The sequence below is a fragment of the Bradyrhizobium sp. Pa8 genome, from assembly GCF_052588265.1.
This window is the reverse complement of the sequence record NZ_CP176767.1, coordinates 6,195,482-6,222,107: the sequence shown is the minus strand read 5'-3', so window position 1 is coordinate 6,222,107 and position 26,626 is coordinate 6,195,482. Positions and strand designations below refer to the sequence as shown.

Sequence of the window (26,626 nt, the reverse complement as noted above, 5' to 3'; positions counted from 1 at the left end):
CGATCCCCAAAGCTTAAGGGAGAGGACCACGGGTCGCGAAACGCTTCGCGGGCCGAAATCGGCCCGCGAGCAGGCGGCTTTTAGGTGAGTTTGGGCCGTTCTGTCAATGCGAATAGCCCCGAAATCACGTCCGGACCGCCCGGATCGGCTTCGGGCCGGCCGCGCGCAATTCGGCAGCGATTTCAGTGTTCAGGACCTGTTCCAGCCGGGTCAGGACCCGGGCAATGGGGGCGGCGTCGGTGACCCGGTGGTCCCAGCGGATCACGACATGGATGGTCTGGTCGCCCTCGACCACCCCATAGCTGACGATGAAGGGGCCGGGCGTGATGGGATGGAGCTCGCCGCCGCCATAGGCGGCCACCGAACTCACCGCAAAACTGCCGAACCAGTTGCCCCGTTGCCGGCCGAAATTCAGCCCGACCGCCCAGCTAAGCCGCCGCAGCGGCAGCGGCAGGCGGGTCGCCCGCATGATCTTGCGGAACATCGGGATATCGTCGATCGGCTCCGTCTTGGCGCGCCGGATCTCGGCGTCGATGGCGGCCAGCGTCATGGCCTCAGGGGCCGCGATTCGCTGCGGCATCACGCATTCCTCGCCGTCCTCGACCCGGGCGACGGCCACCAGTGCCACGCTCTTCGGCAGCTCGTAGAGCGAGGGCCAGGGCCATTTGGCGTAGACGGTGCGCAGGACCGGCTCGTCCCTGGCGACCAGGGCGAAGGCCTTGACGAACATCGCGGCCCATCCGGCGGGCGCCATCGCTCCGGCACGCGCCTCCAACAGGGGGCGGATATTGAGCGAGCGGGAGAGCGAGACGAACGGCACGTCCATCGAGGCGCGCATGAGGTCGCAGATCAGACGGCGCGGCAGCGAAATGGTCTTGGATGTCCCGCGCATCGCGCTCCGGTTCCCCGCGGCTTAAAAAATGTGCAGCGAGCGGGATTCCCGCTCGCCGCGTGCTCTAGCACGAACCAACCCGCCTGGGACGGGTCGGTTCGCCGCATCAGGGCGCCGGCGAAGCCAGCGGCTTGGTCTTGTCGACGATGTAAACTCCAAGCACTTTCATGGCCTTGTCGCCATGAGCCTTGGCGTCGTGCACGACGCCTGCCGGGATCTGGTAGGAATCCCCGGCTTTCAGGGTTTTCTGCGGCTGGCCGTCGATGAGGAGATTCAGCTCGCCTTCGAGCACGTAGCCGGTTTCGACCCCAGGATGGGTATGGCGTCCGGCCGCGCCTCCCGCCGGGACCTCCGCGATGGCGGTGATGGTGTTGTAACCGTCTGGATATTCGAGCTTCTGCAGTGGGGTCCGCTTGATGCCGGTCTGCTGGGCGAAGGCTGCAAGGGCAAGGCTGGTAAAGGCGAGAGCGAGCAAAGTCTTTTTGAGCATGGTTCTTCCTCCCTGGAACCGCCGACCCTAGCAGCGCCCCAGTTCCCGGCAAGGCCGCGATCGGCTCGTTTAGCGCTTGATCCCCTCGAACGCCGCCATGATGCCGCGCTGGAACAGCGACCAGTCGAAACCCAGCGCGATCGCGCGATAGCCGCGATCGACCAGGGCGTTGGCCTGGTCTGCGGTGCGGGCCACGCCGCCGATCGGCACGCCGCTTTTGAGGATGCCGGCCTCGGCGCGGGCGACCAGCTCCAGCAATTCCGGCTCGTCCATCTGCCCCCGCTTGTTGATGGACGTCGCGAGATCGCCGGGGCCGATCACCGCGACGTCGATGCCCGGCGTCGCCATGATCTCGTCGATGCGATTGACGGCCTCGACATGCTCGATGGTGATCATGCAGATCATCTCGTCGTCGGCGCTGGCCATATAGTCCGGCATCGACTTGCCCCAGCGGAACGGCGCGTGGAACGGACCCCAGAGACGATCGCCGCGTGGCGGATAGCGCACGCTGCGCACCGCCTTCTCGGCTTCGGTGCGATTGGTGATCATCGGGAAATTGATGCCGAAGGCGCCGATGTCCATCGGCGCTTTCGCAAGCCACGGCTCGTTCGCCGCGATCCGCACCAGGGGCGTGCACGGCGTGCCTGTCGTGGCGGCGATCATCGCATGTGCTTCGGTCAAGCCAATCGGGCCATGCTCGAGATCGACGATGATCCAATCGAGCGAGCGCGCCATGATCTGCACGGTCTGCACGCTCGGGATTGTCGCGATTGCGCCGAAGGCGGGACGCCCTTCGCTCCAGAGCTGGCGGAGACGGTTGAGCGGCGATGCGGGGACCGACATGGAATGACCTTGCGCAAAAGTGACGACGGCGAAGCCTAGCAGCGGGCCGTGTCTGCGAAAAGTCAGGCCAGCGCGCGGCCGCCGAAGAACGGAGTCAGGGTTTGGCTGAGACCATGCACGCGGTTCGAGGTGAAGATCATCTCGGCGCCGGACTGCGCAATGCCGCCGATTTGCGCGCCGAGCAGGTCGGAGACGCGGCGGGCGATGGCGGGCGCGGGGTCGATCCATTCGACCGGCCAGGGCGCGAGCGTCTTCATCCGGTCGAGCAGCAGCGGATAATGCGTGCAGGCGAGCACCACGGTGTCGGTGCGCGATGTCGCGTCCGCGGGATCACCGACGAAGCAGGGGGCGAGTTCGGCGAGGATGTCGCGGTCGCTGATCGGATGGCCGCTGAGCGCGGCTTCTGCCAGCGAGGCAAGCTCGGGCGAGCCGACCAATGTCACCTCGCAACCCAGCGCGAAATCACGGATCAGCGCCTTGGTGTATTCGCGCTTCACCGTGCCCTTGGTGCCAAGCACCGAGACGCGGCGGGTCTTCGACTGCGCGCAGGCCGGCTTGATCGCCGGCACGGTGCCGACGAAGGGCAGGGAATAAGCGGCGCGCAAGTGAGATAGGACCAGGGTGGACGCCGTGTTGCAGGCGATGACGACGAGGTCAGGATCGTGCGTGCCAATCAGTTCGCCCATCAGCGGCACGACGCGGGCGATGATCTCGTCCTCGCTGTGGTGGCCATAGGGGAAGAAGGCATCGTCGGCGACATACACGTAATGCGCGTCCGGGCACGCGGCCACGACCTCGCGGAGCACCGTGAGTCCGCCAAGGCCGGAATCGAACACCAGGATCGTCGGGGAATAGGTCACGTCGCTACCTTAAGGGCACCATGGTTACCATTCGGTTTTTGGGGCGGTTTTGCGGCGGGGCCCGTTTGGGACCAGTTTGGAACGATTCAATTTCACGGTTACCGCAAGTTCCCGCTATCAGCAGCTGCGCTGCGGACGGGGATATATCCGCAAAACTCCGGAGAGCCGACATGATCAGAAATACCAGTAACGGCTGGGGCAGCGTTTCCCGGTGGCTGCACTGGATTTTGGCGCTGGCCATCCTCGCCATGATCGGCTTCGGCTGGTGGATGAACCACATCCCGGCGCGTCCCGACCGCTTCCTTTACCGCTCGATCCACGCCGATATCGGCTATGTGATCCTGCTGCTGACCGTGCTGCGCCTGGCCTGGCGCGCCGTCAACCCGACGCCCGCGATGCCGCCCGAAACCTCGCGCTGGCAGAAGATCGCGGCCCATGTCAGCCACGGCGCGCTCTATCTCGTGGTTATCCTGGTCGCGATGCTGGGCTGGGCGCATTCCGGCGCGCGTACGCCCGACTATTCCGACTTCTTCGGCCTGTTTCACGTACCGCAGTTCACCTCTCCCGACCGTGCGGCGGCGGGCGCCTATGAGGACCGCCACATCCTCTTTGCCTATGTGCTGCTGGCGCTGATCGCGATTCACGTGATCGCTGCCCTCTGGCACCACTTCATACGCCGTGACCGCGTCGTGGCGCGGATGGTGGCAGACGACGTGGGGTAAGGGACGCTCTCCCCACGTCGTCATTGCGAGCGCAGCGAAGCAATCCAGAGTCTCTCCGCGGTGGCAGTCTGGATTGCTTCCGCCTTCGCTGACGCTTCGGCGGACAAGTCGCTGCGCTCGCAATGACGGGTTAAGATGCGGCGTCACGGCAGGTCCAACTCACGGTCGCAGGAGACGCCATGCTCACCGTCCACCATCTCGGCAAGTCGCAATCCGAGCGCATCGTCTGGCTCTGCGAGGAACTGGGAATTCCCTACGAACTGAAGCGCTACGCGCGCGATTCCGTCACCATGCTGGCGCCGCCCGACTACAAGGCGCTGCATCCGATCGGGAGCGCGCCCGTGATCACCGACGGCGACCTCGTGCTCGCCGAGTCCGGCGCCATCGTCGATTACATCATGGCCAAATACGGCGATGGACGCCTTGCGCTCCGCCCTGATCATCCTGATTTCGCGCAGTTCCTGTACTGGTTTCACTTCGCCAACGGCACGCTGCAGGCCGGTATGGGCCGGCTGATGATCCTGAACCGGCTCAAGCTCGCGGCGGACAATCCGATGCTGGCCGCGAGCAGAGGGCGCACCGACCGCGCCTTCGACCTGGTCGATGCACGTGTTCGCGACGCCGAATATCTGGCGGGCGACACCTTCACCACTGCCGACATCATGATGGGCTTCTCGCTCACCACGATGCGCTATTTCCAGCCTTACGATCTGTCGCGCTGCCCGAACGTGGTGAACTATCTCGGCCGTATCGGCGCGCGGGCGGCTTATCGGCGCGCAATGGAGAAGGGCGATCCGGGAATGGCGCTGCTGCTGAGCTGAGCGGCCGCCCGGTTCACGCGATCCGGTTCGTGGTCGCCGCCCGCTCGCTCGCCAGCTGCTTCTGCAAGCGATCGATGTTTTGCAGCAGGCGCTGGCTGGTCAGCACCAGGAAGTAATAGCCGAACTGCGGGTCCTGAAAATAGATCTCGAGCAAGCGGTCATAGGTGATCGTCAGCACCTGTCCGTCCTCGACGCATTCGATCGTTCCGGTGCGCCGGTTGTCCGGCGTGAGGAAGCCGAGCTCTCCCATGAGAGCTCCGGGCCCGATCTCGACATTGATCTCCTTGACCAGGAACTTGCCGGTGACCGTGAGGAGCATCTCCTTGGCGGGATCGCCCAGTTTGAAGAGCGTATCGCCACTGCGATATTTGCGCTCGGTCATGAACGGCTTGAGCCACTCGATCGACATGTCGCCTTCGGCCGCATGGCGCGCCTTCTTGACGAGCTTGAGCATCTGCCGCAGGCGCAGGGCGTTGATCGGAAGCAGCAACAGATAGAGGAGGAAGGTCGAGACGTTGGCCGAGAGCGCGCCGAAAACGGCGAAGAACGCACAGCCGACCATGTTGGCGACGCGCAGCGGCACCATCGTCCGCATCAGGAGGGTGGCGACGAAGAAGCCGGCGCCGACCGCGGCGAACAGATTGGCCAGCGTGATGTTTTGGACAAAGATCTCCAGCAGGCGGTTGAAGATCGCGTCGTAGGTGACGTTGTTGGGATCGAGGCCCATCTGGACCAGGATCTTTGCGATCCTGAGGTTGTCCGTCGCCGCATCGAGAATGCGGTCGAGGATCGAGGAAATGTCTGCGCTGCCGGACGGCATGTACTAACCCCGCGTAAGGCCTTCAGTCCTGGTCGGTATGCTCGACACGTATAGCCGAAATCGAATGACGACCGCTTGAAATGAAGCCTTCGGCCGCCATGCCGCAAGAGGCAAATTTTAGCCTGATCGGGCGTTTCGGCAATTGCCCGTTGGTTGTGAGCATGGCCGTGGCGCGCCGGTGATTCGGGGCCCCGGCGGCGCGGGTTTCGGCGGCGTGGACCGTGGCGCCCCGACGGGGCAGGGGCGCGGGGCGACCAGCATTACGGCTTGGCGGCGGGTTGCACGACCTGCTGCTCGACGAGGTCGAGGTGCCCCGGCAGCGAACCGGCGCGCAGCAACATCGCGACGCTATTGGCTTCCTCCAGGGTGAAATTGCCGGAGATCTGGCCCGAGCCGCCGGTGATGGGCTCGCGGATCACGGGGGCGGAGATCACCTTCCCGTCGAGCACGATGGCGAAGGGCCTTCCGATGTTCTCTTCGGTGACGTGTGCAAAGCGCCGCGTGCCGCGACCGTTGAAGCGGAACGAGGCGATCGGGTCTTTCGTGCCGCTGGCAAATCCCGGGCCGGCATAGCTGATGTCGTCGCCGTCGAGCGCGCTGTCCTTGGCGACCAGGTAATCGCGCTCGTCCTTGAAGCCGGGCAGGACTTCGGTGCCCGAGGGCGGGGTGCCGGATTGCGCCTGCTCCGCCGGCATCGAGAGGTCGATCAGGCGGAAGCTGACCTTGACCTTCCTGGCGAAGACCGCGGTCACGCGGGCGGGCTCCCTCATGCCCGGGATGAAAATGCGGATGCGATCCGTGCCATCCGGCTGGACGCTGGCGAGGTTGATGCCGGCATCCTTGAGGCGCTGCTCGATCATGGCGATGGAATCTTCGACGAGATCGCGCAGCCGTGCCGTGGATGCGGCATCGGTCGGCGCGAGCCTGACCAGTCCGTCGCCGCCATCGGTCACCGTGAGCGCATGCGATGGCAATCCCTCCGCGGCTGACGCGAGCTTGCGTGCGAGCTGTTCGCGGCCCTTGGCATCCGCGATCTTCACCTCCACGCCGGCGTCGCGGATCGCAAGACCGGAGAAGGCGATCTTGCCCTCGCGCAGGGTCTTGTAGACATCGTCGCGCAAATCCGTGACGACGCTTTCGCGCAAGCCGTCGGTATCGACCTTGTAGATGATGCGCGAGCCGCCCAGCTTCTCCATCTTGTCGGCGACGAAGGCGGCGATCCTGGCACGCATCTTGTCGAACTGGCCGTCCTCGGCGCGCGCCGCGCGGGGCAGGACGATCGCCGAAGTCATGATCGCTGAAGTCATGATCGCCGAAGTCACGGCGAGCGCGACAACCAGCCGTGTGATGCGGTGCCGCGGGGGCTTGGTCATGATTTCCTCAAGTCTTGCGGCAGGACGCTGGCAGGGGAGTCCGATGCATGTTCTTGGTCCCGGGATCGCGCGGGGAGGTTCAATGGCCTCGAATACGAGTGCTACGACCGTCGCCGCTCGGCCATGGACGAACGCTCAATCATCCATCATTCTGTCCGCGCTCGACCGGCTATCGGCCGAGGCCTCGCCGACCAAAATGTCAAAAGACAGGGGGCGGGGAAATGCATCTGAGGGAGGACGGAATTCCATGGCGGGCATCCACGCGCTCGATCGGTTCATCGGCGACGACTATCCGGACTTCGCGACGGACGCAGAGGTCCGGGCCTTCGAGCAGGTCCCTTACGCCGATCGCGTCGCGGCCGAGAGCACCTATGACGCCATCAGGCTCGGTGCGGCGCGCAATCCCGACGGCGCGGCGATCCAGTTCCTGCAAAACGCCGATCCGGCCGATACGCCTGTGATGGTCACCTATCGCGATTTCGTCGCGCGCGTCACGCAGGCCGCCAACATGTTTCACGCGCTCGGCGTCGAGAAGGGCGACGTCGTCAGCTTCATGCTGCCGCTGGTGCCCGATGCCTTCGTGACGCTGTTCGGCGCCGAGGCCGCGGGCATCGCCAATCCCGTCAATCCGCTGCTCGAGCCGCACCAGATCGCGGAGATCCTGGAAGCCGCGAACACAAAAATCCTGGTGGCGCTCGGGCCGATGCCGGGCACCGACATCTGGCAGAAGGTCGAGCAGATCCGTCCGCAGCTCAAACACCTCAAGGCGGTCGTGCAGGTGTTCGGAAGAGGCGATCCGGACAAGGGCATCTTCGCCTTCAGCGACCTGATCAAGCAGCAGCCGTCCGACCGGCTTATCAGCGGGCGCAAGATTCTGGGCGGCGACATCGCCGCCTATTTCCACACCGGCGGCACCACCGGCACGCCGAAGCTCGTGCGGCACACCCATGCCAATCAGGTCTATCAGGCCTGGGCGCTCAATCTGCTGCTGAAGTCGAAGCCCGGCGCCAACATGCTGTTCGGCATGCCGCTATTCCATGTCGGGGGATCGCTGACGCAGGTGTTGCTGACGCTGTCCGCCGGCGGCTCAATGGTCGTGCTGTCGCCGAGCGGCTGGCGCAACCCGAATTCGGTGAAGAACATCTGGGGGCTGGTGGAGCGCTTCAAGCCCGAGGCGCTGTCGAGCGTGCCGACGGTGCTCGCGGCCACGCTTGCGGTGCCGCCAGGCAATGCGGACATATCCAGCCTGAAATATGCCGCCGGCGGCGGCTCGGCGATTCCCGTCGCGGTCGGCTCGGCGATCCAGGAGAAGCTGAAGCTGCCGGTGGTCGAGGTCTACGGCATGACCGAGACCTCGAGCGTGCATACGCTGGCCTATCCGTCGCGACCGATCCGGCTCGGCTCGGTCGGCCTTCCCATGCCTTACGCGCGCGTGCGCATCGTGCAGCTCGATGCTGACGGCCGCCTGATCCGCGACTGCGCAGCCGACGAAATCGGCGTCGTCATCATGGCCGGGCCCGGCGTGTTCGGCGGCTATCTCAACGACGAGCACAACAAGGGCGCGTTCGTCGATGAGGTCTGGGTCAACTCCGGCGACCTCGGACGTCTCGATGCCGACGGCTACCTCTGGATCACCGGCCGCGCCAAGGATCTCGTGATCCGCGGCGGCCACAATATCGATCCCGCGCCGATCGAAGAAATCATGTTTCGCCATCCCGCCGTCGGCTTCGCCGCCGTTGTTGGCCAGCCCGACGCCTATGCCGGTGAATTGCCGGTCGGTTATGTGCAGCTGAAACCGGGCGCCAAGGTCGAGCCGGGCGAGCTGGAAGCCTGGGTGCGCGAACGCACGCCGGAGCGCGCGGCCGTTCCGGTGCAGGTCATTCCGATCGATCCGATGCCGGTGACCGGCGTCGGCAAGGTGTTCAAGCCACAGCTGCGCTGGGATGCCGCGCAGCGCGTGTTCGCCAAGGTGCTGTCGCCGCTCACTGAGCGCGGCATCGACTGCAGGGTGAAGGTCGGCGCGCACGGCAGCCACGGTTCGATCGCAACCGTGACGCTTACAAACCTGTCGGCGGACCAACGCGAGGTGGTGGCCGGTGAGGTGCACACGTTGCTCGCGCCATTCGTGATGCGGCACGAGGTGGTGCAGGCGTAGGGAGCCAAACTGGATCAGGCTTTGGTCTGAGCAGACCGGAGAGGGTGGCGCTTCGCCGCACTCTCGATAGAGCCTCCCGGAGACGTTGTGTGATGGATATCACATAGGGAGGAATTGGCATTTGGCAATGCTTCCGAATAGTCTCGTGGAATTGCACCCGGGGGGACTGCAAGTGATTCCGTTTCGATTATTTGCTTTGCTTATATTTGCCCTTGGCCTTGCCTGCGGACCGGCGCATGCCGACCGGCGGGTCGCGCTTGTGATCGGCAATTCCGCCTACAAGAGCGCGCCGAAGCTCGGCAATCCCGTGAACGATGCGACCCTGGTCGGCGGCATGTTCAAGAAGGCCGGCTTCGATTCCGTGGACGTCAGGCTGGATCTCAGCGCCAGCGAGATGCGGCGCATGTTGCGTGAGTTTGCCGGCAGGACGCGCGATGCGGACATGGCCGTGATCTATTACGCCGGCCACGGCATCGAGCTCGACGGAGCCAACTATCTCATCCCGACCGACGCAACGCTGGAGACGGATGGCGACGTTCTCGATGAGACCATTCCAGTCGAGCGCGCGCTGTTCGCGGTGGAGCCGGCCAAGCAGCTGCGCCTGATCATCCTGGACGCCTGCCGCGACAACCCGTTTTCGAAGACGATGAAGCGTGCGCTGGCTTCGCGCGCGATCGGCCGCGGATTGGCCAAGGTCGAGCCGACCAGCCCCAACACCATGATCGCCTTCGCCGCAAAAGCGGGCTCGACGGCGTCCGACGGCGATTCCAGAAACAGCCCGTTCGCCACGGCGCTGGTCGAGCATTTGCCGAAGCCGGGCCTGGACCTGCGCAAGGCATTCGGCTTCGTGCGCGATGATGTGCTGAAGAGCACCGCGAACAAACAGGAACCCTTCGTGTATGGCTCGCTGGGCGGCGATGACGTGCCTCTCGTTCCTGCCAAGCCGGTTGCTACGGGGCCGCAGGCCAATCCGCAGGATGCCGTGCGCAGGGATTACGAGCTCGCGCTCCAGCTTGCGACGCGCGACGCCTGGGAAGCGTTTCTGGCGCAATACCCCGAGGGGTTCTATGCCAATCTCGCCAAGGGTCAGTTGAACAAGATTGGCGCCGAGGAGACGCGCGCGGCGGCCGAACAAAAAGCGAAGGCGGCCGAGCAGGAAAAGACGAGGCTCGTTGCCGAGCGTGCCCAGAAGGCCGAGCAGGAGAAAGCGGCCGCAGCGGCCAAGGCGGCTGAGGACGCGCGGATCGCGGCGGAGAAGCAAAAGCAAATCGAGCAGGCGAGGACTGAGGCGGCCGAGCAGCAGCGCAAGGTGGCCGAGGCTGCGGCTGCGAAGGCTCTGGCCGAGAAGCAGGCGGCCGAGAAGGCCAGGGCCGAGCTTGCCGCCAAACAGGCCGCCGAGAAAGCGGAGCAGGCTGCAAAGCCGGCGCCCGATCGCCAGATGCCTGAGGTCGAGCAAAAAGTTGCAGCCCTGTCGCCAGCGCCGGCATCTACATTATCGGCGGCCGACCTGACAAAATCCGTACAGAGCGAATTGCGACGTGTCGGCTGCTTGTCAACTGCCGCCGATGGCGACTGGAACGCAGCCGCACAGCGCTCGCTGACGCTGTTCAACAAATATGCCGGCACCCAGTTCGACGTGAAGGTCGCAGGTATCGACGCACTCGATGCGCTGAAGGCGAAGCCGGGACGGATCTGCCCGCTCGTCTGCAATTTCGGCTTCAAGGCCGACGGCGATCAATGTGTCAAGATCACCTGCCGCGCCGGCTATCGCGTCGGTGACGATAACGAGTGCGAGAAGATCCAGGAGAAGAAGCCGGTCGCAACGCGGGAGGATTCGAGACGCCGCGACCAGGACCGCAAGCAGAGCGACGCCGCACCGCCGGCGCCTCAGGCGAGCGGGCAAATGATCTGTAATGGCGCCGGGTGCAGGGCGATCGCCAAAGGATGCCGCCTCGGGACGGTCAACCATCCTTCGAATCCCAGCGTTAAAATACCCGGCGAAGTCTGCAATTGATGGCCAAGCATCGCGTTCGGGGCCACCAATGATCGCGCTAAGGTTCATTGCCGTTTGCGTTCCGGCGATCCCGTTCGTGATGCGGCACAAGAGGGTGCAGACGTAGGCGAGAGCGGACGACACGAGGCTTGCGCGCCTTGCCGCAAGCGCGCATCATCCCCCCAAAAAAATGGGGGGAAACCAATGTCTCAACTCTCGCGCCGCCGCCACCTTCAGCAATTGTCGGCCGTGTTCGGATCGGCTGCGCTGTCGGGGTGGTCGAGGTCTGCATCGGCGTCGGAGGCCGACATTCCGCCAGAAGGCATCGGCAAGGGCATCAAGCACATCTCCTACAGCGACATCGGCGGCCGGCCCGACAGCGTGCAGGTGATGTTCAACCGGCAGCACGTCTATGTCGGGCACATGTTCAGCGACGGCGTGACGATCCTCGACGCCTCCGACCCGCGTGCGCTCAAGCCGGTCAATTTCTTCACCGCGGGACAATACACCCGCACCCACCATCTCCAGGTGGCGGAAGACCTGCTGCTGCTTGCGAACGGCGCCAATATCGTCGCGATGCAGTCCTACGACAACATGCGCGGCTATTTCGAGAACACGCTGGTCGACAGCATCACCAAGGCCAAGAAATTCCGCTCCGGCCTCTCGATCCACGACATCTCGAAACCGAACGAGATGCGCGAGATCGCCTTCCTTGAAATGCCCGGCTTCGGCATCAACCGGCTGTGGTGGCCGGGCGGCCGCTATGCCTATGTGTCGGCGCATCTTGACGGCTTCACCGACCACATCCTTTGCGTGGTCGATCTCAAGGCCATCACGAAGCCGGAGATCGTCGCGAAATGGTGGCTGCCGGGCATGAACCGCGCGGCTGGTGAGCCGGCGACGCCAAAGGGCAAGCGCTTTGCGCTCCATCACATGATCACGGCGGGTGATCGAGGCTACGCCGCCTGGCGCGATGGCGGCTTCACCATCCACGATATCAGCGATCCCACGAATCCAAAGCTGCTGTCGCACATCAACTGGTCGCCGCCCTTCGCCGGCGGCACCCATACGCCGCTGCCGCTGCCGAAGCGACAGCTCGCGATCGTCGCGGATGAGGCGAATGCGGAGAAATGCGCCAAGGGCCTGTTCCACACATTCGTTCTCGACGTGCGCGCGCCGGAAAACCCGGTGCCGATCGCAACCCTGCCGACGCCGCGCGACCGCGATTTCTGCACGGACGGCACTTTCGGTCCACATAATCTGCACGAGAACCGGCCGGGCTCGTTCCAGAGCGAGGAGACGATCTTCGCGACCTACAACAACGCCGGCGTCAGGGTGTTCGACGTCAGGGACGCGTTTGCGCCAAAGGAGATCGCGTACTGGGTGCCGCCGGCACCGAAAAAGCTTATCGACCCCCGCCCGAACGTCGCGCTCGCAGCCAAGACCTGCGATGCCTATGTGCGGCCCGACGGGCTGATGTTCGTCTCCGACTGGAACGCCGGCATACACGTGCTGCAATATCAGGGGTGATCGCCGCGCAACGGGAGTCGGCGACTTGTCCGCCGTGGCCACCTCTTCCGATCGGGTGACGCCTCGCCGCTACCCGCGGATCGCCGCATTGGCCCTTTCGGCTGCGCCGGTCATCGCATCCTTCGCCGATTTCGCACCGTTGACCACTTCATTGACGCCGATCATGAAGGCGTCGAGGATCGGTCTCGATTGCGGATGGAAAAGGATCGCCTTGGCACGGTCGACATCGGCATTCTGCAAATTGATCAGCGCCGCCTCGGCAGCTTGCGAGCCGAACGCCTTCTTGAAGCCCTCGCTCGACCAGGCCGACACGCGTGTCGTCGCCAGCCCCGCTGCAGCAGTCTGCAGCGAGGTCGCCTTGCTCGTCGCCCAGAGCAGGAACAGGAAGGCCGCTCGCTTGTTTCGCGATTTGGAATTGATGCATGCCTGCCAGTGCGACATGAAGGGGACGGGTCCGCGACCGGCGAGATGCGGAAAGGTTGCAAACCCGGCCTGCTTGGCGACACGGCTTTTCGCTGGATTGGAGATGTCGGTCGCGAAGTTGCTGCTGTCGATTGCCATGGCCGTCCGCCCCTGCAGGAAGTCGTCCAGCACGTTGTACCATTCGTAGCTGCCGACGCCGGCAGGCCCGGCCTGACTGAGCAACTGTCCGTACATCTCCACGGCCGCGATCCCCTCCGGGCTCGCGAAAGCGACCCTGTTGTGCTCGACCATGGCCCCTCCGTAGGAGAACAGGAAGCCCATGGCCGGTGGGGAGGAATTACCGCCGGCCTGGGCCCGCATGGCGATCCCCGACATCCCGTTGGTCTTGACCGCCTTGGCGGTGACAAGCAGTTCGTCGAAAGTCTGGGGGACCGGCTGGTCCTTGGCCGCCAGCGCATCCCTGTTGATGAACAGGGTCATCGCCTCCGAGGTAATCGGGACGGCGTACCGTTCGCCGTCCGACCACAGCGGGAAGGCTCGAGCCGTCTTGAGCAGGTCGCTCTCGTCATACCAGGCGGGGTCGGTCAACGACCTCATGGAATAATAGCCGTTCAGCGGCTCCAGCCATCCGTTCGAGATGCCCTGGCCATAGGTCGTGAACATGAAGACGTCGGGCGTGCTACTGCCGCGAGCGAGCCTGATTGGCAGCGCGCCGAGGTAGGTGGTTTCCAGCTGGAAATCGACGGTGATGTTGATGCCGGTCAGTATGGTGAACTCCGGCAACAGCGGCGCGATCGCATTCGACCACGGATGGATCGCGCCCGAAAGCGCGATCGTCTGTCCCGCAAATTGCTTCCAGTCGATCCCGGCGTTGGCGTTAGCCGCAGCGGAATCCTCGGCAAAGCTCCAGCGCGGCAGCGCGGTCAGGCCCGCGCCAGCCGCCCCCAGTCCCTTGATGAAACTGCGCCGGCTCGCCGGATGGCCCAATGAGTTTTCACCCTGTGCCATGATGATGCTCCTTGAATCAACCAAGGGCATTCATTCATAGCACACGCACGGGACCGCAGCCCTGCGACATCACGGCCTCACCTCCGTATCCGATGAATGTCGGGTTCCCGCCCTCTCTATCCGTGCTATTGTCCCATCATGCTCTGGCGTCGGCACCAGAACACGCGCGGTCACACGAGCATCGAAGACCTACGGCCAATGTCCGTTCCTGTTCGGGCCCTGCCTCTGCGATGGTTTGCTCGTCCGCTGATCCTTGCGGTCGCAGTGCTTGTGACCCTGTTTGGCGCGACCAGCTTCCTCGGCCTGCAATATTGGCAGGAGCGGCAAGCAGCTCATCACTTCATCGAGCATAGCCGCCAGGTCCTCGAAACGCTCGATCGGCTGCGGGCGATCGTCGCGGAACTGGAGACTGAAAGGCGCGGGTATCTCATGACCCTCGACCCCGCCTACCTCAAGGCCTACGGCGTCTCTGACGAAAGTGTACGGCGGGAGGCTCAGGCGCTGCAGATGTTGGTGGCGGACGATCCGTTGCAGGGCCTTCGGGCCGGACATCTGGCGCTGACCGTTACAGCCACGCTGCGCGAGATCGACGCGCTGCTGAAGACGGCCGGCACGTCCGGGCTGGCCGCGCTTGCAATGATCCGCAGCATGGACGAGGTCCGCTCGCAAATCGACCAGATGGTGGATCACGAGCGCTTTCGGCTCGCCGACCGGGAGGCGCGCGCCGAAGCATTCGAGCAACGCTGGACCTGGCTGATCGCCGGCGCCGTTGTGCTCGTCGTCGCGCTGGCCGCAGCGGCGCTGGCGCTCGCGCGGCTCGAAGCGAAACGGCGGAGAGAGGCGACCGAGGAGAACATCCAGCTCCAGAGTGATGTCGCGGCACGGGATATCAAGATCAGACGTCTGTTCGACGCCAACATCATCGGCATCATCATCTGGGAAGTCGAGGGGCGCATTCTCGAGGCCAACGATGCCTTCCTGCGCATCGTGGGATACGACCGGGAAGATCTCGCCGCAGGGCGCCTGCATCGGACCGACCTCACGCCGCTGGAATGGCGCGACCGCGACTTGCAGACCGTGACGGAACTGAAGCGGGTCGGGACGGCCCAGCCATTCGAGAAGGAGTATGTGCGGAAGGACGGAAGCCGTGTGCCGGTGCTGATCGGAGGGACCATGTTCGGAGAAGGTACGGATCATGGCGTCGGCTTCGTCCTTGATCTGACGGCTCTCAAGCGGGCGGAAGCCGAAGGCCGCGAACACGAGCGGCGCTACCGCGAAGCGCTGATGGAGCTCGCGCACGCCAATCGCGTCACCACGATGGGGCAGCTGACCGCTTCGATCGCCCATGAAGTCAACCAGCCGATCGCCGCGATCGTGGCGAACGCCGAGGCCGGGGTGAATTGGCTGGAGGCGCAACCGCCGAATCTGGAGCGGGTTCGACAGACCTTCGACTGGATCACCGGTGACGGCATGCGAGCCGGCGACATCATCGGCCGGATCCGGGCGCTGATCAGGAACGCGCCCCCGCAAAAGGAGACTCTGGAGATCAACCCGGCGGTGCTTGAGGTCATCGCGCTGACACGCAGCGAAGCGTTCAAGAACGGCGTCTCGGTGCGAACGCAATTTGCCGAGGGCTTGCCGCCGATTCAGGCCGACCGGGTTCAACTTCAGCAAGTGGTGCTGAACCTGATCGTCAACGCGATCGAGGCGATGGCCGCGGTCGGCGAGGAGGGACGGGAGTTGCTGATCAGCACCGGTTGGGATGCGTCGGACGGCGTCCACGTCACCTTGCGGGATTCCGGTCCGGGGCTGGATCCGAAGAACGTGGATCGCCTGTTCGAAGCCTTCTACACCACCAAGCCCACAGGCATGGGGATGGGTCTCGCCATCTGCCGCTCCATCATCGAGGCACATGGCGGGCGGATGTGGGCCGGCGCAAACGAGCCGCGCGGCGCCTTCTTCCAGTTCACCCTGCCTCTCGCGTCAGACGAGACCGCATCTCGCCCGCTGGAGGCGGATGAGCCAACGGGGCAACGCTCTGCGGCTCGATGACGGGCTCCGCGTGGCGTGGCCCTTTGGCGCGGATGTCGCTTGGGCCACGGCTGCCGCGAAGCAAAGCTAGCCCGCCGGCATCCGCGTCTCCACCAGGCGCGCCCAGTAGGAGGCGCCGTGGCCGAGGATGTTGTCGTTGAAGACATAGGCCGGGTGATGGCACTCGTTGCCGTCGCCCATGCCGACCAGGATCATCGCGCCGGGACGTGCTTCCAGCATGAACGAGAAGTCCTCGGCGCCCATCATCGGGATGAACTTGTCGTTGACGCGCTCGGCACCGACGATATCGCGGGCGACGTCGGCGGCAAGGCCGGCCTCGCGCGCATGGTTCATCGTCACCGGATACATCCGCGTGTACTTGGTCTCGGCCGAGCCGCCATAGGCACGGGCGACGCTCTCGGCGACCTCGCCGATGCGGCGCTCGACGAGATCGCGCACTTCAGGATCGAGCGTGCGGACGGTGCCGCCGAGCTCGGCGACTTCAGGGATGATGTTGAAGGCCGTGCCGGAGTGGAATTGCGTGATCGAGATGACGGCGGATTTCAGCGGATCGACGTTGCGCGCGACGATCGACTGCAGCGCGTTGACGATCTGCGAGCCGATCAGCACGCTGTCGACAGATTTGTGCGGACCGGCGCCGGCGTGGCCGCCCTTGCCGTGGACGATGATCTGGATGTTGTCGGAGGAGGCCAGCATCGCGCCGGGCGTGGTCGCGAAATGGCCCTCGGGCAGGCCCGGCATGTTGTGCATGCCGTAGACTTCCTGGATGTTCCAGCGCGTCATCAAGCCGTCCTCGACCATCGCCTTGCCGCCGCCGCCGCCTTCTTCCGCAGGCTGGAAGATCATGATCGCGGTGCCGTCGAAATTGCGCGTCTCGGCGAGATATTTGGCGGCACCGAGCAGCATGGCGGTGTGGCCGTCATGGCCGCAGGCGTGCATCTTGCCGGGAACCTTGGAGGCGTAGGCGACGCCCGACGTCTCCATGATCGGCAGCGCGTCCATGTCGGCACGCAGCCCGATGGTCTTGCCGGAGGCGGACTTGCGGCCGCGGATCACGCCGACGACGCCGGTGCGGCCGATGCCCGTCACCACCTCGTCGCAGCCGAATTCGCGCAAGCGATCGGCGACGATGCCGGCGGTGCGATGGACCTCGTAGAGCAGCTCCGGGTTCTCATGGAAGTCATGGCGCCAGGCGGCCATTTCGTCGGAGAGGGCGGCAACGCGGTTGACGATGGGCATGAGGGGATCCGTTTCTTGTTCGTGGGGTGGGTTAGCGTAGCGTAACCCACCGCCGTGTCACCAGGAATGGTGGGTTATGCCTGCGGCTAACCACCCTGCAGTTTCTACGGACGCGCGCTCAGCTCTCGCCGAACACGCGCTTGAAGATCGTGTCGACATGCTTGAGGTGATAGCCGAGGTCGAACTGCTCCTCGATCTCGGCGTCGGTGAGATACTTCTTCACTTCAGCGTCCTTCTTCAGGAGTTGGAGGAAGTCGCCTTCGCCGCGCCAGACCGGCATGGCGTTGCGCTGCACGAGCTTGTAGGCCTCCTCGCGGCTTGCGCCCTTCTGGGTCAGCGCCAGCAGCACGCGCTGCGAATGCACGAGGCCGCCGAGGCGGTCGAGGTTCTTCTGCATGTTGGCGGGGTACACCAGCAGCTTGTCGATCAGGCCGGCGAGGCGCACCAGCGCGAAGTCGAGCGTCACGGTCGCGTCCGGGCCCATCATGCGCTCGGCGGAGGAGTGCGAGATGTCGCGCTCGTGCCAGAGCACGACGTTCTCCAGGGCCGGCGTCACATAGGCGCGGACCATGCGGGAGAGGCCGGTGAGGTTTTCCGACAGCACCGGGTTGCGCTTGTGCGGCATCGCGGACGAGCCCTTCTGGCCTTCCGAGAAGAACTCCTCGGCCTCCAGCACCTCGGTGCGCTGCATGTGGCGGATTTCCACCGCGATACGTTCGACCGAGGAGGCGATCACGCCAAGCGTCGAGAAATACATCGCGTGGCGGTCGCGCGGGATGACCTGAGTGGAGATCGGCTCGGGGACGAGGCCCATCGCCTTGGCGACGTGCTCTTCGACGCGCGGGTCGATCTGCGCGAAGGTGCCGACGGCGCCGGAGATGGCGCAGGTCGCAACCTCCTTGCGTGCCGCGATCAGGCGCTCCTTGGCGCGTGTGAATTCGGCATAGGCATAAGCGAGCTTGAGGCCGAAGGTGACCGGCTCGGCGTGGATGCCGTGGCTGCGGCCGATGGTCGGCGTCATCTTGTGCTCGAAGGCGCGCTTCTTGAGTGCGGCCAGCACCTTGTCGAGATCGGCGAGCAGGAGGTCGGCGGCGCGGGTGAGCTGGACGTTGAGGCAGGTGTCGAGCACGTCCGAGGAGGTCATGCCCTGGTGTACGAAGCGCGCCTCGGGGCCGACGATTTCGGCAAGGTGGGTTAGGAAGGCGATGACGTCGTGCTTGGTCTCGCGCTCGATCTCATCGATGCGGGCGACGTCGAAAGTGGCGTCCTTGGCCTTGGCCCAGACCGTTTTGGCGGCCTCCTTGGGGATCGTTCCGAGCTCGGCGAGGGCGTCCGCCGCGTGCGCCTCGATCTCGAACCAGATCTTGAACCGGGTCTGCGGCTCCCAGATCGAGGCCATTTCCGGGCGGGTATAGCGGGGGATCATCAGACTGCTCCAGGAAGGTGGGCGGGCGGCCCAAGAGGGCGGCGACCGGCCAAAATGCTTTTTACGCCGTGATTTAGCAGAGCGGGCAGGGCGAAACAAACGATCTGGACCCCGGGCGAGGGTGATGGGCGAGCTATCCACCGCCCCCCCGACTAGCCCAGGCTGAGGAGATGCCGCCCACAAAAATTAACTGTCAATCACGGATCATTGACTGACAGATATTGAAATCTGTCAGCGAGGCGTGTATATCCGTTGTCGGACGCTCCGATTGGGCGTCCCGTGGTGACCCGCCCAGGGAGCCCGAGGTCCGCAACACTTGCGGATCGCGGGACGTAATTCGGCGGTGGGGACCGCGGACGAATGGAGACTTAAGACAATGACGACCGAAATCATCAACTTCACCGGAACGATTGGGCATTGGCTCAATTTACTGGTCGCGCGCCAGATCGCGGCGCAGGCTGCAAAACTGCCTCATTAAGGCGAGAGCTTTCCGAAACGACCGGCACGGGCGCTTCGGAAGCAGCTCCATCGCCGGGTAACTGAGCCCTCAACGGGAACATGGTGCTGGCATGAATGAAGCCGTGATCTTGACTCCGGAGCGGATCCTCGAAGTCACCGAGGACGTTCTGCGGCGTTACGGACTTGCCAAGGCCACCGTGGTTGACGTTGCCCGTGCGCTCGATGTGAGCCACGGCAGCGTCTATCGCCATTTCCCGAGCAAGGCCTCGCTGCGCGAGGCCGTCGCCAAGCGCTGGCTGGACCGCATCGACGCGCCGTTGCTGGCGATCGCCGAGGAGCAGGGGCCGGCGCAGGCGCGACTCGACCGCTGGCTGCGCACGCTGTTCGCCGCCAAGCGCTCGCGCGTGCTCGACGATCCCGAGATGTTCGACACCTATCTGACGCTGGCGCGCGAGGCTTGCGCCGCCGTCAAGTGCCACAAGGACACCATGATCGACCAGATCGCGTCGATCCTGACCGACGGCGTGAAGCAGGGCGTGTTCGAGGTGGGCGACGTCAAGGCCACCGCCCGCGCCATCTTCGATGCCACCGTCCGCTTCCACCACCCGGCCCACGCCGACGAGTGGAAGGATGCCGATCTGCCCGCCCGTGTCGATGCGACCCTGGCGCTGGTGCTGCGCGGGTTGAAGGCGGCCTAGACCGACACGCTCCCTCCAAAACGCGGAACCGCCGATTCAGCCTTTCGCCTTGTGCAGCAGGGCCTCCTCGCGAAGGGGAGGCGAGCGGGTTGATTGCCTTCCGTTGGAAGATGGGACAACCGGCGGGCTCTCCGGATATGTGTTCACCGCGATTTCGACAGCGTCCTTTGACCGCTTCCGAATGCGGTAGAATGTAAGCTCCTGATCGAGTGCGGGGCAGCGGAAGTGGACGACGGCCGTATCTGGCAAGCGGCAGAGTTCGTCGATGAGCTCGCCCACGGTGAGGAGCGGAGGATCGACGACCGTTCGGTGCATGGCCTTAGTCATGGCGCAACTCCTTCACTCTGCTGCTAACCAAAGCGCGACGGTGTCGGTTCCATTCCGCTCGCCTCAAGCGCTGGATAAAAGTGCGAACTGCACGCCGCCGCGCTAGAGCGCGGATCCCGACCGCTGGCCGCGCGACCGCAATATGCCGAACGGGTCTTCGCGCCCGGCCAGTTTCCGATAAGTCGCAAGGTCGTCAAGCGTCGGACCTTCTCCGCGTCTGGCATTTCCATTCGTTCCAACCGGAATCGACGTGCCGAGGCCGGCATAGAGATAGCTGTCGCCGAACGCCTTCTTGAGCGCGGCAAAAGTCGGCTCACCGGTGCAATGTCCCGGTGCTACGCTGTCGACCTTGAACCTGTCCTTCAGAGCGGTAACGACTTTCGCGATTGCCTCGTCAGGCGCCACGACCAGATGGAATCCGCCGGCGATGAGATGAATCCTGGGATTGATACCGGTCGCCGCTTCGACAATGCGCTCGATCCCGGGGTGCGAACAACCGACCAGAAGAACTACGCCTTCTGCGGTGTTGACGGCCAGAGACAGCTCCTTGAGTTCTCTTGTCCCGGGCGCGTCGGAGATCAGCGAAATCAGCGTGATGCCAGGGGCAATCTCGGTCGTTTGATCGATCAGTTCGAAGTTTGCGTTGGCCCATGCCGAGCCGAACTTCATCACCGCTGGGGGCTTGCCTCCATAGTACCGCATCTCCGGCGGCAAGGCCTCGTCTTTCCGGAAGAAGCCGGAAGGCAGTGAAGAGCCGTAGATGCCAAATCCTTCCCTAGGCGCGTAGATCTTGACGGTCGGATTGACGCTCAGGACGTAGGACAAACCCGCCATATGATCGGAGTGGCGGTGCGAAAGAACGACAAAGTCGAGGTTCGAGAGGTTGACACCCCTGGCCTTCACGTTTGCCGCGAAGATTTCGGGGTCGTTACCCGTGTCGAACAAGATGCGTTTTCCCGCGACTTCGACAAGGGCGGAAAAACCCCAGTCCTTTGTCATCGCGTCATTTGTGCCGAAGGCGTCATAAAGAATGGTGATCTGGTCTTTCGCCTCGGCTGCTGCGCTTTCGGTGGTTCCGATCGCGAAAACGTTGAAGGCGATCAGTGCGGCAAGAAGACTGTCCCTGATGTGCATGGAAGCGTCTCCTGTTGTCGTGCAAAACATACAACGGGAACGAGGGCGGCTTCGAAAGAGCCGGGCCAAAAGGCCCGCGTCGAGATCGGAGCCCAACAGACATCCATCGGCGGTCGCGTGCCGGATGCCGTGGCTGCGATCGAGCCTAGCACAATCTGAGATCGACTGGAGACCTTCGTTGGAGCGGTTGGAACCAGATAGGCGCCAGCCGCCAAGCTCTAGATCCGCGTCAGCCCGCAGCTCGCTGCCAGCCGCACGAGCTGTGCATCGGTGCGCGCACCGGTCTTGGTCTTGATCAAATAATGATAGTTCTGCACCGTCTTGACGCTGAGATTGAGATGCGCGGCAATCTGCTCGGTCGTCGCGCCGCCGGCGAATTGGCGCAGGATCTCGATCTCGCGCTCACCCAGTTGGTCCAGCGCCGAGCCCGCCGACAGGCTGTCCTCGGCCAGGATATGCGCGATGTCGTCGCTCATGGCGCGCTCGCCGCGCGCAACGCTGCGGATCGCGGTGACGACCGCGGAGGGTTCGCTGCTTTTGGTGACGAAGCCGCTGGCGCCGGCGCTGAAGGCGGCTTTCACCAGCACGGCTTCGTTGTGCATGGTGAAGACGAGGATGCGCGCCCGCGGGCTGCGCGCGCGGATGTTGCGGATCGCCTCCAGCCCACTCGCGCCGGGCATCGAGATATCCAACAAGACGACATCAGGGTCGTGCGCCTTGAAGGCGCCGTAGGCGTCCGCGGCATTGTCGGCTTCCGCCACGACATGGAGATCGCCCTGGCTTTCCAGCACGCGGCGGTAGCCTTGCCGCACGATCGGATGATCGTCGACCAGCAGCACGGAGATGCCTGTTGCCGCGACCTCGCTCATGTCGGCCTCACGCTGCGAGCGGGATGGTGGCGGCGACGCTGAGGCCTCCTCGCGCAGGCAGGATCGACAGCGATCCGCCGGCCGCCGCGACCCGCTCGCGGATGCCGGTGAGGCCGAAGCCGGCCGACTGCGCCACGCGTGCGGCATCGCCGCCGCCGTCGTCCTCGACACGGATCAGCAACGCGTCGTCGTCACCGGCGCGCCGCTCGATGCGCAAGGAGATCTCGCGCGCCGAGCTGTGGCGCAGTGCGTTGGTCAGGCATTCCTGCGCCACGCGATAGGCGGTGGTGGCGGCCGGGCCGCTGATGTCGGTGAGGTCGCCCTTGAGGTCGAGCCGGATGGTCGGCTGCGCTGCGCTTTGCGAGCGCCAGCTGTCCACCAGATTGACCAGGCTGGCCTCGAGCCCAAGCTCCTCGGGCAGGGGATTGCGCAGGCGTTTGAGCGCATCGCGCAGCGAGGCCATCAGATGATGGGTGGCCTGCGAGATCATGCGCGCGTCCTGCGCGATTCCGTTATCCTTGCTCTCTTTCGCGCTGGCGGTCTCGATCGTGTTGGCGAAGGCGAGGATGGCGGAGAGATTTTGGCCGAACTCGTCGTGCAGCTCGCGGGCGAGCGCGCGGCGTTCGTCGTCACGGATCTCGATCAGGCGCCTTGTCAGCGCCGCACGCTGTTCGGTGGCTTCCTCCAGCCGGCCGCCGAGCTCGCCGACCGCGCTGCCGATCATCGCCAGCTCCATGGAGCGGAAGCGCGGCAGTTTCGTGCGATACTGGCCCCGCGCCATGCGCTGGAGCGCGGTGACGATGGTGCGCGCCGGCGCCAGCGCGTGCGCGATGGCGAGCGACGCCAGCAGCGCGATCGCCGCCGCCATCAGAAGCGCGACATCGACCACGTTGAGGAGATACTCCCAGGCAAGCGAGATGGCCGCTGCGGCATCCGGCGTCGCGACGACCGTTCCGGCGGCTGCCGCGCGGGGACTGACGGGCCTTATCACTTCGGCGTGGCTGCCGAGGAAGATGGGTACGATCGCGGTGAACCAGTGCGGCGGCGTCTTGCCCAGCCCCACGCTCTGGCCGCAGAGCGGCCTTTCGAATGCGATGGCCGGCTGGAACTCGACGCAGACGCCGGGCGAGATCAGCTTCATCGTCTCCAGCGTGCGCCACTCCGGAACCGGCAAGAGCTGCTCGCGCGTTCTGCTGCTGCGCAACAAGAACTCGTGCCAGTACAGCGCCTGAAGCGCCTGCGCGACCCGCTGCGCCGAGGCCGCGGTCGCCCGGTCGACGCTGCGATAGGCGTCGAACGTGGCCCAGACGGTTGCAGCGCCAAGGCAGAGCGCGACGATGAGAAGCAGACGGGCGACAAGCTGAAGCACGAGGCGCATGCGATCACCCTCAACGTTTGGTAAGGTCAGCCTAACAACGCCGCCGTGCCTTGCCAATTGCGGGGTTTGGGCCGGATTGCAGCTCGGGCAAATTTCCCAAGCTGGATTGGGCATGGCTCTTTGGACCGCGCGCGGCGGCTTTGATCTAATCGGGGTGGAATCGTTGCAGGCCGATCCCTGCAAGCCAGGAGCAGTGCAGCATGAGTTCGATGACGATTGGACCGATCGCGGGGTCTGCTGCCGACCCATCCGAGCGCAGCGCGCTGCTGTTCTGGATGATCTTCACCGGGCTGTCGATCTTCGCCGTCGTGCTGCTGTGGCGCTTCGGCCTGATCCGCCTGATGCTGACCTCGGACCGCACCTACATTTCCAGCGTGATCGCGCTGCTTTATGTCGTCACCTGCGGCCATTGCTTCCTGCGGACACGGGCGATTGCCCGTGAAGGCGCGGCGGCGCGGCGGTGCCGGTCGGTGCTCGCGGCGCCCGGGGGCAGCAAGGCGCTCGATGCCAGCGCGGCCGCGCTGCCACGCGGGCTGGTGCGGGACCACATCGAGAGCCTCGTGACGAAAGCGGCCGCGCAGGACTACCGGGCGGTCGACCAGACGCTGCTGCTGCGAACGCTGGCAGACCGCCTGCGCGGCTCCAACGGGTTCGGTGCCTTCGTCTCGGACACGCTGATGAAGCTCGGCCTGCTCGGCACCATCATCGGCTTCATCATCATGCTGGCGCCGATCGCGGGGCTGGATGCCGCCGACAAGGTCGCGATGCGCTCCTCGATGGGGCTGATGAGCGACGGCATGGCGGTCGCGATGTACACCACGCTGGCGGGCCTCGTCGGCTCGATCCTGGTCCGCATCCAGTATTACATGCTGGACGCCGCGACCCAGCGGGTGTTCTCGGACGCGGTGGTGCTGACCGAGACCTATGTGACGCCGGTGCTGGAACGCAAAGGCGCTGGAACCGCGTCATGATGGATGATTTCGGTCTCTATCCGCGCGAGGAGCCGTTCGATCCCCTGGGCGTGATGCTGTTCAAGGCGCTCCAGGTGATCGCCTTCCTGTTCTTCCTCGCGCTTCTCGCGGTGTCGCCCGATGCCAAGGACGGCAAGATCGATTCCAAGGCCGAGTTCATGATCACGCTGGACTGGCCGGACAGCCATCCAGACGATCTCGATCTGTTCGTGCAGGATCCCGCCGGCAACATCGCCTGGTATCGCCACCGCGAAGCCGGCTTCCTCACGCTCGATCGCGACGACCGGGGCGGGGCCAACGACTTCATCATGGTCAACGGCAAGAAGATCGCCTCGCCGATCCGCGAGGAGATCGTCACCGTGCGCGGCATCGTCGCCGGCGAATACACCGTCAACGTCTCGCATTTCGTGGCGACGACCGGCGAACCGGTCCAGGCCAATGTGAAGGTGCAGAAGCTCAATCCGACCGCGCAGGTGGTCTTCGACAACAAGTTCACGCTCGACCACACCGGCGACGAGAAGACCGCGGTGCGGTTCCGGCTCGATGCAGAGGGAAAGGTCATCAATGTGGACCAGCGGCCGAAATCGCTGCTGGAGACGTTCCGCAGCAGTTGGCGCAACGGCGCCGATCTCGACCCGCGGACGGGGGTGAGCAAGAACGCCGTGAGGGTGCGCCGTGACTAGCCTGCAGACGGTCATCCTCACGCTGTCGGTCGCCTACGCCGTCATCGGCGCGCTGCTGCTGGTGGTGCTGGTCTATGCGCGGCTGCACTGGTCGTTGAAGGCCGTCGCGGTGGTCGTGACCAGCGCCTTCTATGTCGTCAGCTTCAGCGAGATGCGCGGGCTGCTGGGCTGGGCCAGCGCCGACCGGCTGCCCGCCACCTTCAAGCTGCTGAAGGCCCGCATCGTCGAGCCGCATTCGCTGGAGGGCGATCCCGGCTCGATCTATCTCTGGGTCGAGCAGCTCGACGAGGACAATCGGCCGAGCGGCATCCCGCGCGCCTTTCGTGTGCCCTACAATGACAGGCTGGCCGACAAGACCCATGCCGCGGAGAACGAGATCGCGCTGGGACATCCGCAAGGCGGCCGCGCCGCCGATTTTGGCGGCGGCGATGGCAGTCTGATCGACATGGTCCGGGAATATGTGACGCCCAAGACCATTCTGGAGACCAGCGGCGGCGATTCCTCGACCGGCGAATTCCTGGCACCACCCGCCGGCGCGCAAGGCGCGGTGTTCACCCCGATTCCGCCGCCCAGGATGCCGCCGAAGGACGAGCAATAGGCTCTTCACCATCGCCTCAGGGGCACGCTGGAAAACGCACCGGCACTGGCGCATCTTCTTGACGTCCCTCAATTTGGCCTTATCGGCTTCCGATAAGGCCTTTGGGGTGGAGGGTGCGTGCTTCTCGCTGTCTTCTCGGATATCCACGGCAACCGGCAGGCGTTCGAGGCCTGCCTGAAGGTTGCCCGCGCGAAGGGCGCGGAGCGGTTCGTCCTGCTCGGCGATTTCGTCGGCTATGGCGCCGATCCGGAATGGGTCGTGGATACCGTGATGGGTCTGGTCCGGGAGGGCGCCATCGCCATCCGCGGCAATCATGACGAGGCGGTCAACACCACGACCGAAGCCATGAATGCGGAGGCGCAGATCGCGATCGAATGGACGCGCGGGCGGCTCGACGTCGCGCAGCGGCGGTTCCTCGCCGAGTTGCCGATGCTGGTGGATGAGAAGGAGCGCCTTTACGTCCACTCGGAGGCCTCGAGCCCGCAGCGCTGGCACTATGTCCGTTCGACGGTGGATGCCGCCAAGAGCCTGATATCGACGCCCGCCCATGTCACTTTCTGCGGCCACATCCATCGCCCGGCGCTCTATTCGATGTCGGTGACGGCGAAGATGACGAGCCTCGTGCCCAAGACCGACGTTTCCGTGCCGCTGCTGCGCGGGCGGCAATGGCTGGCCGTGCTCGGCTCGGTGGGTCAGCCTCGCGATGGCGATCCGTCCGCAGCCTTCGTGCTGTTCGACACCGTGTCGTGCCAGATCACCTATTGCCGCGCGCCCTATGACATTGCGAGCGCGGCGAACAAGATTCGCGAGAACGGCCTGCCGCCCTGGCTCGCCGACCGGCTGTCGCAGGGACGCTGACGGC

At 64.8% G+C, this 26,626-nt stretch carries 24 protein-coding genes; 11 read left to right on the top strand and 13 right to left on the bottom strand.

Annotated features, from left to right (window positions below):
- Positions 1–124: 124 nt before the first annotated feature.
- The 4 genes from ACKWRH_RS29550 to murI form a co-directional block, all read right to left on the bottom strand.
- Positions 125–892 carry an acyltransferase gene (locus ACKWRH_RS29550; protein WP_445216380.1) on the bottom strand — a complete coding sequence of 256 codons (768 nt, stop codon included), beginning with the start codon at positions 890–892 and terminating at the stop codon, positions 125–127.
- 106 nt (positions 893–998) lie between these two features.
- Positions 999–1,382: a cupin domain-containing protein gene (locus tag ACKWRH_RS29545; protein WP_445216379.1), complete on the bottom strand. Its 384-nt coding sequence runs from the start codon at positions 1,380–1,382 to the stop codon at positions 999–1,001.
- Between the two features lie 69 nt (positions 1,383–1,451).
- On the bottom strand, positions 1,452–2,225 hold the full coding sequence (locus ACKWRH_RS29540; protein WP_445216378.1) for an HpcH/HpaI aldolase family protein: 774 nt from the start codon (positions 2,223–2,225) through the stop codon (positions 1,452–1,454).
- A gap of 62 nt (positions 2,226–2,287) precedes the next feature.
- A complete protein-coding gene (gene murI / locus ACKWRH_RS29535; RefSeq protein WP_445216377.1) occupies positions 2,288–3,085 on the bottom strand; it encodes a glutamate racemase in 798 nt (265 codons plus the stop codon).
- Between the two features lie 170 nt (positions 3,086–3,255).
- Between murI and ACKWRH_RS29530 the strand changes: the two genes are divergently transcribed.
- Positions 3,256–3,807, top strand: a complete 552-nt coding sequence (locus ACKWRH_RS29530) for a cytochrome b (RefSeq protein WP_445216376.1) — start codon at positions 3,256–3,258, stop codon at positions 3,805–3,807.
- 179 nt (positions 3,808–3,986) lie between these two features.
- Positions 3,987–4,628 (top strand): glutathione S-transferase family protein, encoded by a 642-nt coding sequence (locus ACKWRH_RS29525; protein WP_445216375.1) that lies wholly within the window; start codon positions 3,987–3,989, stop codon positions 4,626–4,628.
- A 13-nt stretch (positions 4,629–4,641) separates the two neighbouring features.
- Here the strand turns inward: ACKWRH_RS29525 and ACKWRH_RS29520 are convergent, their stop codons facing one another.
- On the bottom strand, positions 4,642–5,448 hold the full coding sequence (locus tag ACKWRH_RS29520) for a Crp/Fnr family transcriptional regulator (protein WP_028147473.1): 807 nt from the start codon (positions 5,446–5,448) through the stop codon (positions 4,642–4,644).
- Between the two features lie 260 nt (positions 5,449–5,708).
- The gene (locus tag ACKWRH_RS29515) at positions 5,709–6,821 is read right to left on the bottom strand and encodes a SecDF P1 head subdomain-containing protein (RefSeq protein WP_445216374.1); all 1,113 of its coding nucleotides are present in this window, start codon (positions 6,819–6,821) and stop codon (positions 5,709–5,711) included.
- 247 nt (positions 6,822–7,068) lie between these two features.
- Here ACKWRH_RS29515 and ACKWRH_RS29510 point away from each other — a divergent pair, with 247 nt between their 5' ends.
- The 3 genes from ACKWRH_RS29510 to ACKWRH_RS29500 all read left to right on the top strand — a co-directional run bounded on the left by ACKWRH_RS29510 (position 7,069) and on the right by ACKWRH_RS29500 (position 12,499).
- A complete protein-coding gene (locus ACKWRH_RS29510) occupies positions 7,069–8,976 on the top strand; it encodes an acyl-CoA synthetase (RefSeq protein WP_445216373.1) in 1,908 nt (635 codons plus the stop codon).
- A gap of 172 nt (positions 8,977–9,148) precedes the next feature.
- On the top strand, positions 9,149–10,990 hold the full coding sequence (locus ACKWRH_RS29505) for a caspase family protein (protein ID WP_445216372.1): 1,842 nt from the start codon (positions 9,149–9,151) through the stop codon (positions 10,988–10,990).
- Positions 10,991–11,173: 183 nt separating this feature from the next.
- Positions 11,174–12,499 (top strand): LVIVD repeat-containing protein, encoded by a 1,326-nt coding sequence (locus tag ACKWRH_RS29500; protein ID WP_445216371.1) that lies wholly within the window; start codon positions 11,174–11,176, stop codon positions 12,497–12,499.
- Positions 12,500–12,568: 69 nt separating this feature from the next.
- Here ACKWRH_RS29500 and ACKWRH_RS29495 read toward each other — a convergent pair whose 3' ends face one another.
- Positions 12,569–13,930: an ABC transporter substrate-binding protein gene (locus ACKWRH_RS29495; RefSeq protein WP_445216370.1), complete on the bottom strand. Its 1,362-nt coding sequence runs from the start codon at positions 13,928–13,930 to the stop codon at positions 12,569–12,571.
- A 198-nt stretch (positions 13,931–14,128) separates the two neighbouring features.
- On the opposite strand from ACKWRH_RS29495, the gene ACKWRH_RS29490 reads away from it, so the two are divergent.
- On the top strand, positions 14,129–15,982 hold the full coding sequence (locus tag ACKWRH_RS29490) for an ATP-binding protein (RefSeq protein WP_445216369.1): 1,854 nt from the start codon (positions 14,129–14,131) through the stop codon (positions 15,980–15,982).
- A 66-nt stretch (positions 15,983–16,048) separates the two neighbouring features.
- Here the strand turns inward: ACKWRH_RS29490 and ACKWRH_RS29485 are convergent, their stop codons facing one another.
- Together ACKWRH_RS29485 and purB are read right to left on the bottom strand one after the other, a co-directional pair.
- Positions 16,049–17,221 (bottom strand): M20 aminoacylase family protein, encoded by a 1,173-nt coding sequence (locus ACKWRH_RS29485; protein ID WP_354175015.1) that lies wholly within the window; start codon positions 17,219–17,221, stop codon positions 16,049–16,051.
- Between the two features lie 118 nt (positions 17,222–17,339).
- A complete protein-coding gene (purB, locus tag ACKWRH_RS29480; protein ID WP_445216368.1) occupies positions 17,340–18,647 on the bottom strand; it encodes an adenylosuccinate lyase in 1,308 nt (435 codons plus the stop codon).
- A gap of 569 nt (positions 18,648–19,216) precedes the next feature.
- Between purB and ACKWRH_RS29475 the strand changes: the two genes are divergently transcribed.
- Positions 19,217–19,804: a TetR family transcriptional regulator gene (locus ACKWRH_RS29475; protein ID WP_445216367.1), complete on the top strand. Its 588-nt coding sequence runs from the start codon at positions 19,217–19,219 to the stop codon at positions 19,802–19,804.
- Positions 19,805–19,840: 36 nt separating this feature from the next.
- Here the strand turns inward: ACKWRH_RS29475 and ACKWRH_RS29470 are convergent, their stop codons facing one another.
- From ACKWRH_RS29470 to ACKWRH_RS29455, 4 genes are all read right to left on the bottom strand, one after another.
- A complete protein-coding gene (locus ACKWRH_RS29470; protein ID WP_445216366.1) occupies positions 19,841–20,131 on the bottom strand; it encodes a hypothetical protein in 291 nt (96 codons plus the stop codon).
- Positions 20,132–20,233: 102 nt separating this feature from the next.
- Complete coding sequence (locus ACKWRH_RS29465) at positions 20,234–21,265, bottom strand: MBL fold metallo-hydrolase (protein WP_445216365.1); 1,032 nt, start codon at positions 21,263–21,265, stop codon at positions 20,234–20,236.
- A 218-nt stretch (positions 21,266–21,483) separates the two neighbouring features.
- On the bottom strand, positions 21,484–22,134 hold the full coding sequence (locus ACKWRH_RS29460) for a response regulator (RefSeq protein WP_028158452.1): 651 nt from the start codon (positions 22,132–22,134) through the stop codon (positions 21,484–21,486).
- Between the two features lie 7 nt (positions 22,135–22,141).
- A complete protein-coding gene (locus ACKWRH_RS29455) occupies positions 22,142–23,512 on the bottom strand; it encodes a sensor histidine kinase (RefSeq protein WP_445216364.1) in 1,371 nt (456 codons plus the stop codon).
- Positions 23,513–23,712: 200 nt separating this feature from the next.
- Here ACKWRH_RS29455 and ACKWRH_RS29450 point away from each other — a divergent pair, with 200 nt between their 5' ends.
- The 4 genes from ACKWRH_RS29450 (at position 23,713) to ACKWRH_RS29435 (ending at position 26,622) form a co-directional block, all read left to right on the top strand.
- Positions 23,713–24,483 carry a MotA/TolQ/ExbB proton channel family protein gene (locus ACKWRH_RS29450; protein ID WP_445216363.1) on the top strand — a complete coding sequence of 257 codons (771 nt, stop codon included), beginning with the start codon at positions 23,713–23,715 and terminating at the stop codon, positions 24,481–24,483.
- A complete protein-coding gene (locus ACKWRH_RS29445) occupies positions 24,480–25,166 on the top strand; it encodes a hypothetical protein (RefSeq protein WP_445216362.1) in 687 nt (228 codons plus the stop codon). The genes ACKWRH_RS29450 and ACKWRH_RS29445 overlap by 4 nt, the downstream gene beginning before the upstream one ends.
- Positions 25,159–25,764, top strand: coding sequence for a hypothetical protein (locus ACKWRH_RS29440; RefSeq protein WP_445216361.1), 606 nt, complete (start codon positions 25,159–25,161; stop codon positions 25,762–25,764). The genes ACKWRH_RS29445 and ACKWRH_RS29440 overlap by 8 nt, the downstream gene beginning before the upstream one ends.
- 117 nt (positions 25,765–25,881) lie before the next feature.
- Entirely contained in the window at positions 25,882–26,622 is a 741-nt protein-coding gene (locus ACKWRH_RS29435) for a metallophosphoesterase family protein (protein WP_445216360.1), read from the top strand.
- Positions 26,623–26,626: the final 4 nt, after the last annotated feature.

What these genes read in the sequence shown, in the direction of transcription:
- ACKWRH_RS29450 (WP_445216363.1), top strand. Translation starts at nt 23,713, where the DNA reads ATGAGTTCGATGACGATTGGACCGATCGCGGGGTCTGCTGCCGACCCA.
- ACKWRH_RS29490 (WP_445216369.1), top strand. Translation starts at nt 14,129, where the DNA reads ATGTCCGTTCCTGTTCGGGCCCTGCCTCTGCGATGGTTTGCTCGTCCG.
- ACKWRH_RS29445 (WP_445216362.1), top strand. Translation starts at nt 24,480, where the DNA reads ATGATGGATGATTTCGGTCTCTATCCGCGCGAGGAGCCGTTCGATCCC.
- ACKWRH_RS29520 (WP_028147473.1), bottom strand. Translation starts at nt 5,448, where the DNA reads ATGCCGTCCGGCAGCGCAGACATTTCCTCGATCCTCGACCGCATTCTC.
- ACKWRH_RS29515 (WP_445216374.1), bottom strand. Translation starts at nt 6,821, where the DNA reads ATGACCAAGCCCCCGCGGCACCGCATCACACGGCTGGTTGTCGCGCTC.
- ACKWRH_RS29495 (WP_445216370.1), bottom strand. Translation starts at nt 13,930, where the DNA reads ATGGCACAGGGTGAAAACTCATTGGGCCATCCGGCGAGCCGGCGCAGT.
- ACKWRH_RS29455 (WP_445216364.1), bottom strand. Translation starts at nt 23,512, where the DNA reads ATGCGCCTCGTGCTTCAGCTTGTCGCCCGTCTGCTTCTCATCGTCGCG.
- ACKWRH_RS29530 (WP_445216376.1), top strand. Translation starts at nt 3,256, where the DNA reads ATGATCAGAAATACCAGTAACGGCTGGGGCAGCGTTTCCCGGTGGCTG.
- ACKWRH_RS29470 (WP_445216366.1), bottom strand. Translation starts at nt 20,131, where the DNA reads ATGACTAAGGCCATGCACCGAACGGTCGTCGATCCTCCGCTCCTCACC.
- ACKWRH_RS29460 (WP_028158452.1), bottom strand. Translation starts at nt 22,134, where the DNA reads ATGAGCGAGGTCGCGGCAACAGGCATCTCCGTGCTGCTGGTCGACGAT.
- ACKWRH_RS29540 (WP_445216378.1), bottom strand. Translation starts at nt 2,225, where the DNA reads ATGTCGGTCCCCGCATCGCCGCTCAACCGTCTCCGCCAGCTCTGGAGC.
- ACKWRH_RS29545 (WP_445216379.1), bottom strand. Translation starts at nt 1,382, where the DNA reads ATGCTCAAAAAGACTTTGCTCGCTCTCGCCTTTACCAGCCTTGCCCTT.
- ACKWRH_RS29510 (WP_445216373.1), top strand. Translation starts at nt 7,069, where the DNA reads ATGGCGGGCATCCACGCGCTCGATCGGTTCATCGGCGACGACTATCCG.
- ACKWRH_RS29550 (WP_445216380.1), bottom strand. Translation starts at nt 892, where the DNA reads ATGCGCGGGACATCCAAGACCATTTCGCTGCCGCGCCGTCTGATCTGC.
- ACKWRH_RS29500 (WP_445216371.1), top strand. Translation starts at nt 11,174, where the DNA reads ATGTCTCAACTCTCGCGCCGCCGCCACCTTCAGCAATTGTCGGCCGTG.
- purB (WP_445216368.1), bottom strand. Translation starts at nt 18,647, where the DNA reads ATGATCCCCCGCTATACCCGCCCGGAAATGGCCTCGATCTGGGAGCCG.
- ACKWRH_RS29525 (WP_445216375.1), top strand. Translation starts at nt 3,987, where the DNA reads ATGCTCACCGTCCACCATCTCGGCAAGTCGCAATCCGAGCGCATCGTC.
- ACKWRH_RS29475 (WP_445216367.1), top strand. Translation starts at nt 19,217, where the DNA reads ATGAATGAAGCCGTGATCTTGACTCCGGAGCGGATCCTCGAAGTCACC.
- ACKWRH_RS29465 (WP_445216365.1), bottom strand. Translation starts at nt 21,265, where the DNA reads ATGCACATCAGGGACAGTCTTCTTGCCGCACTGATCGCCTTCAACGTT.
- ACKWRH_RS29485 (WP_354175015.1), bottom strand. Translation starts at nt 17,221, where the DNA reads ATGCCCATCGTCAACCGCGTTGCCGCCCTCTCCGACGAAATGGCCGCC.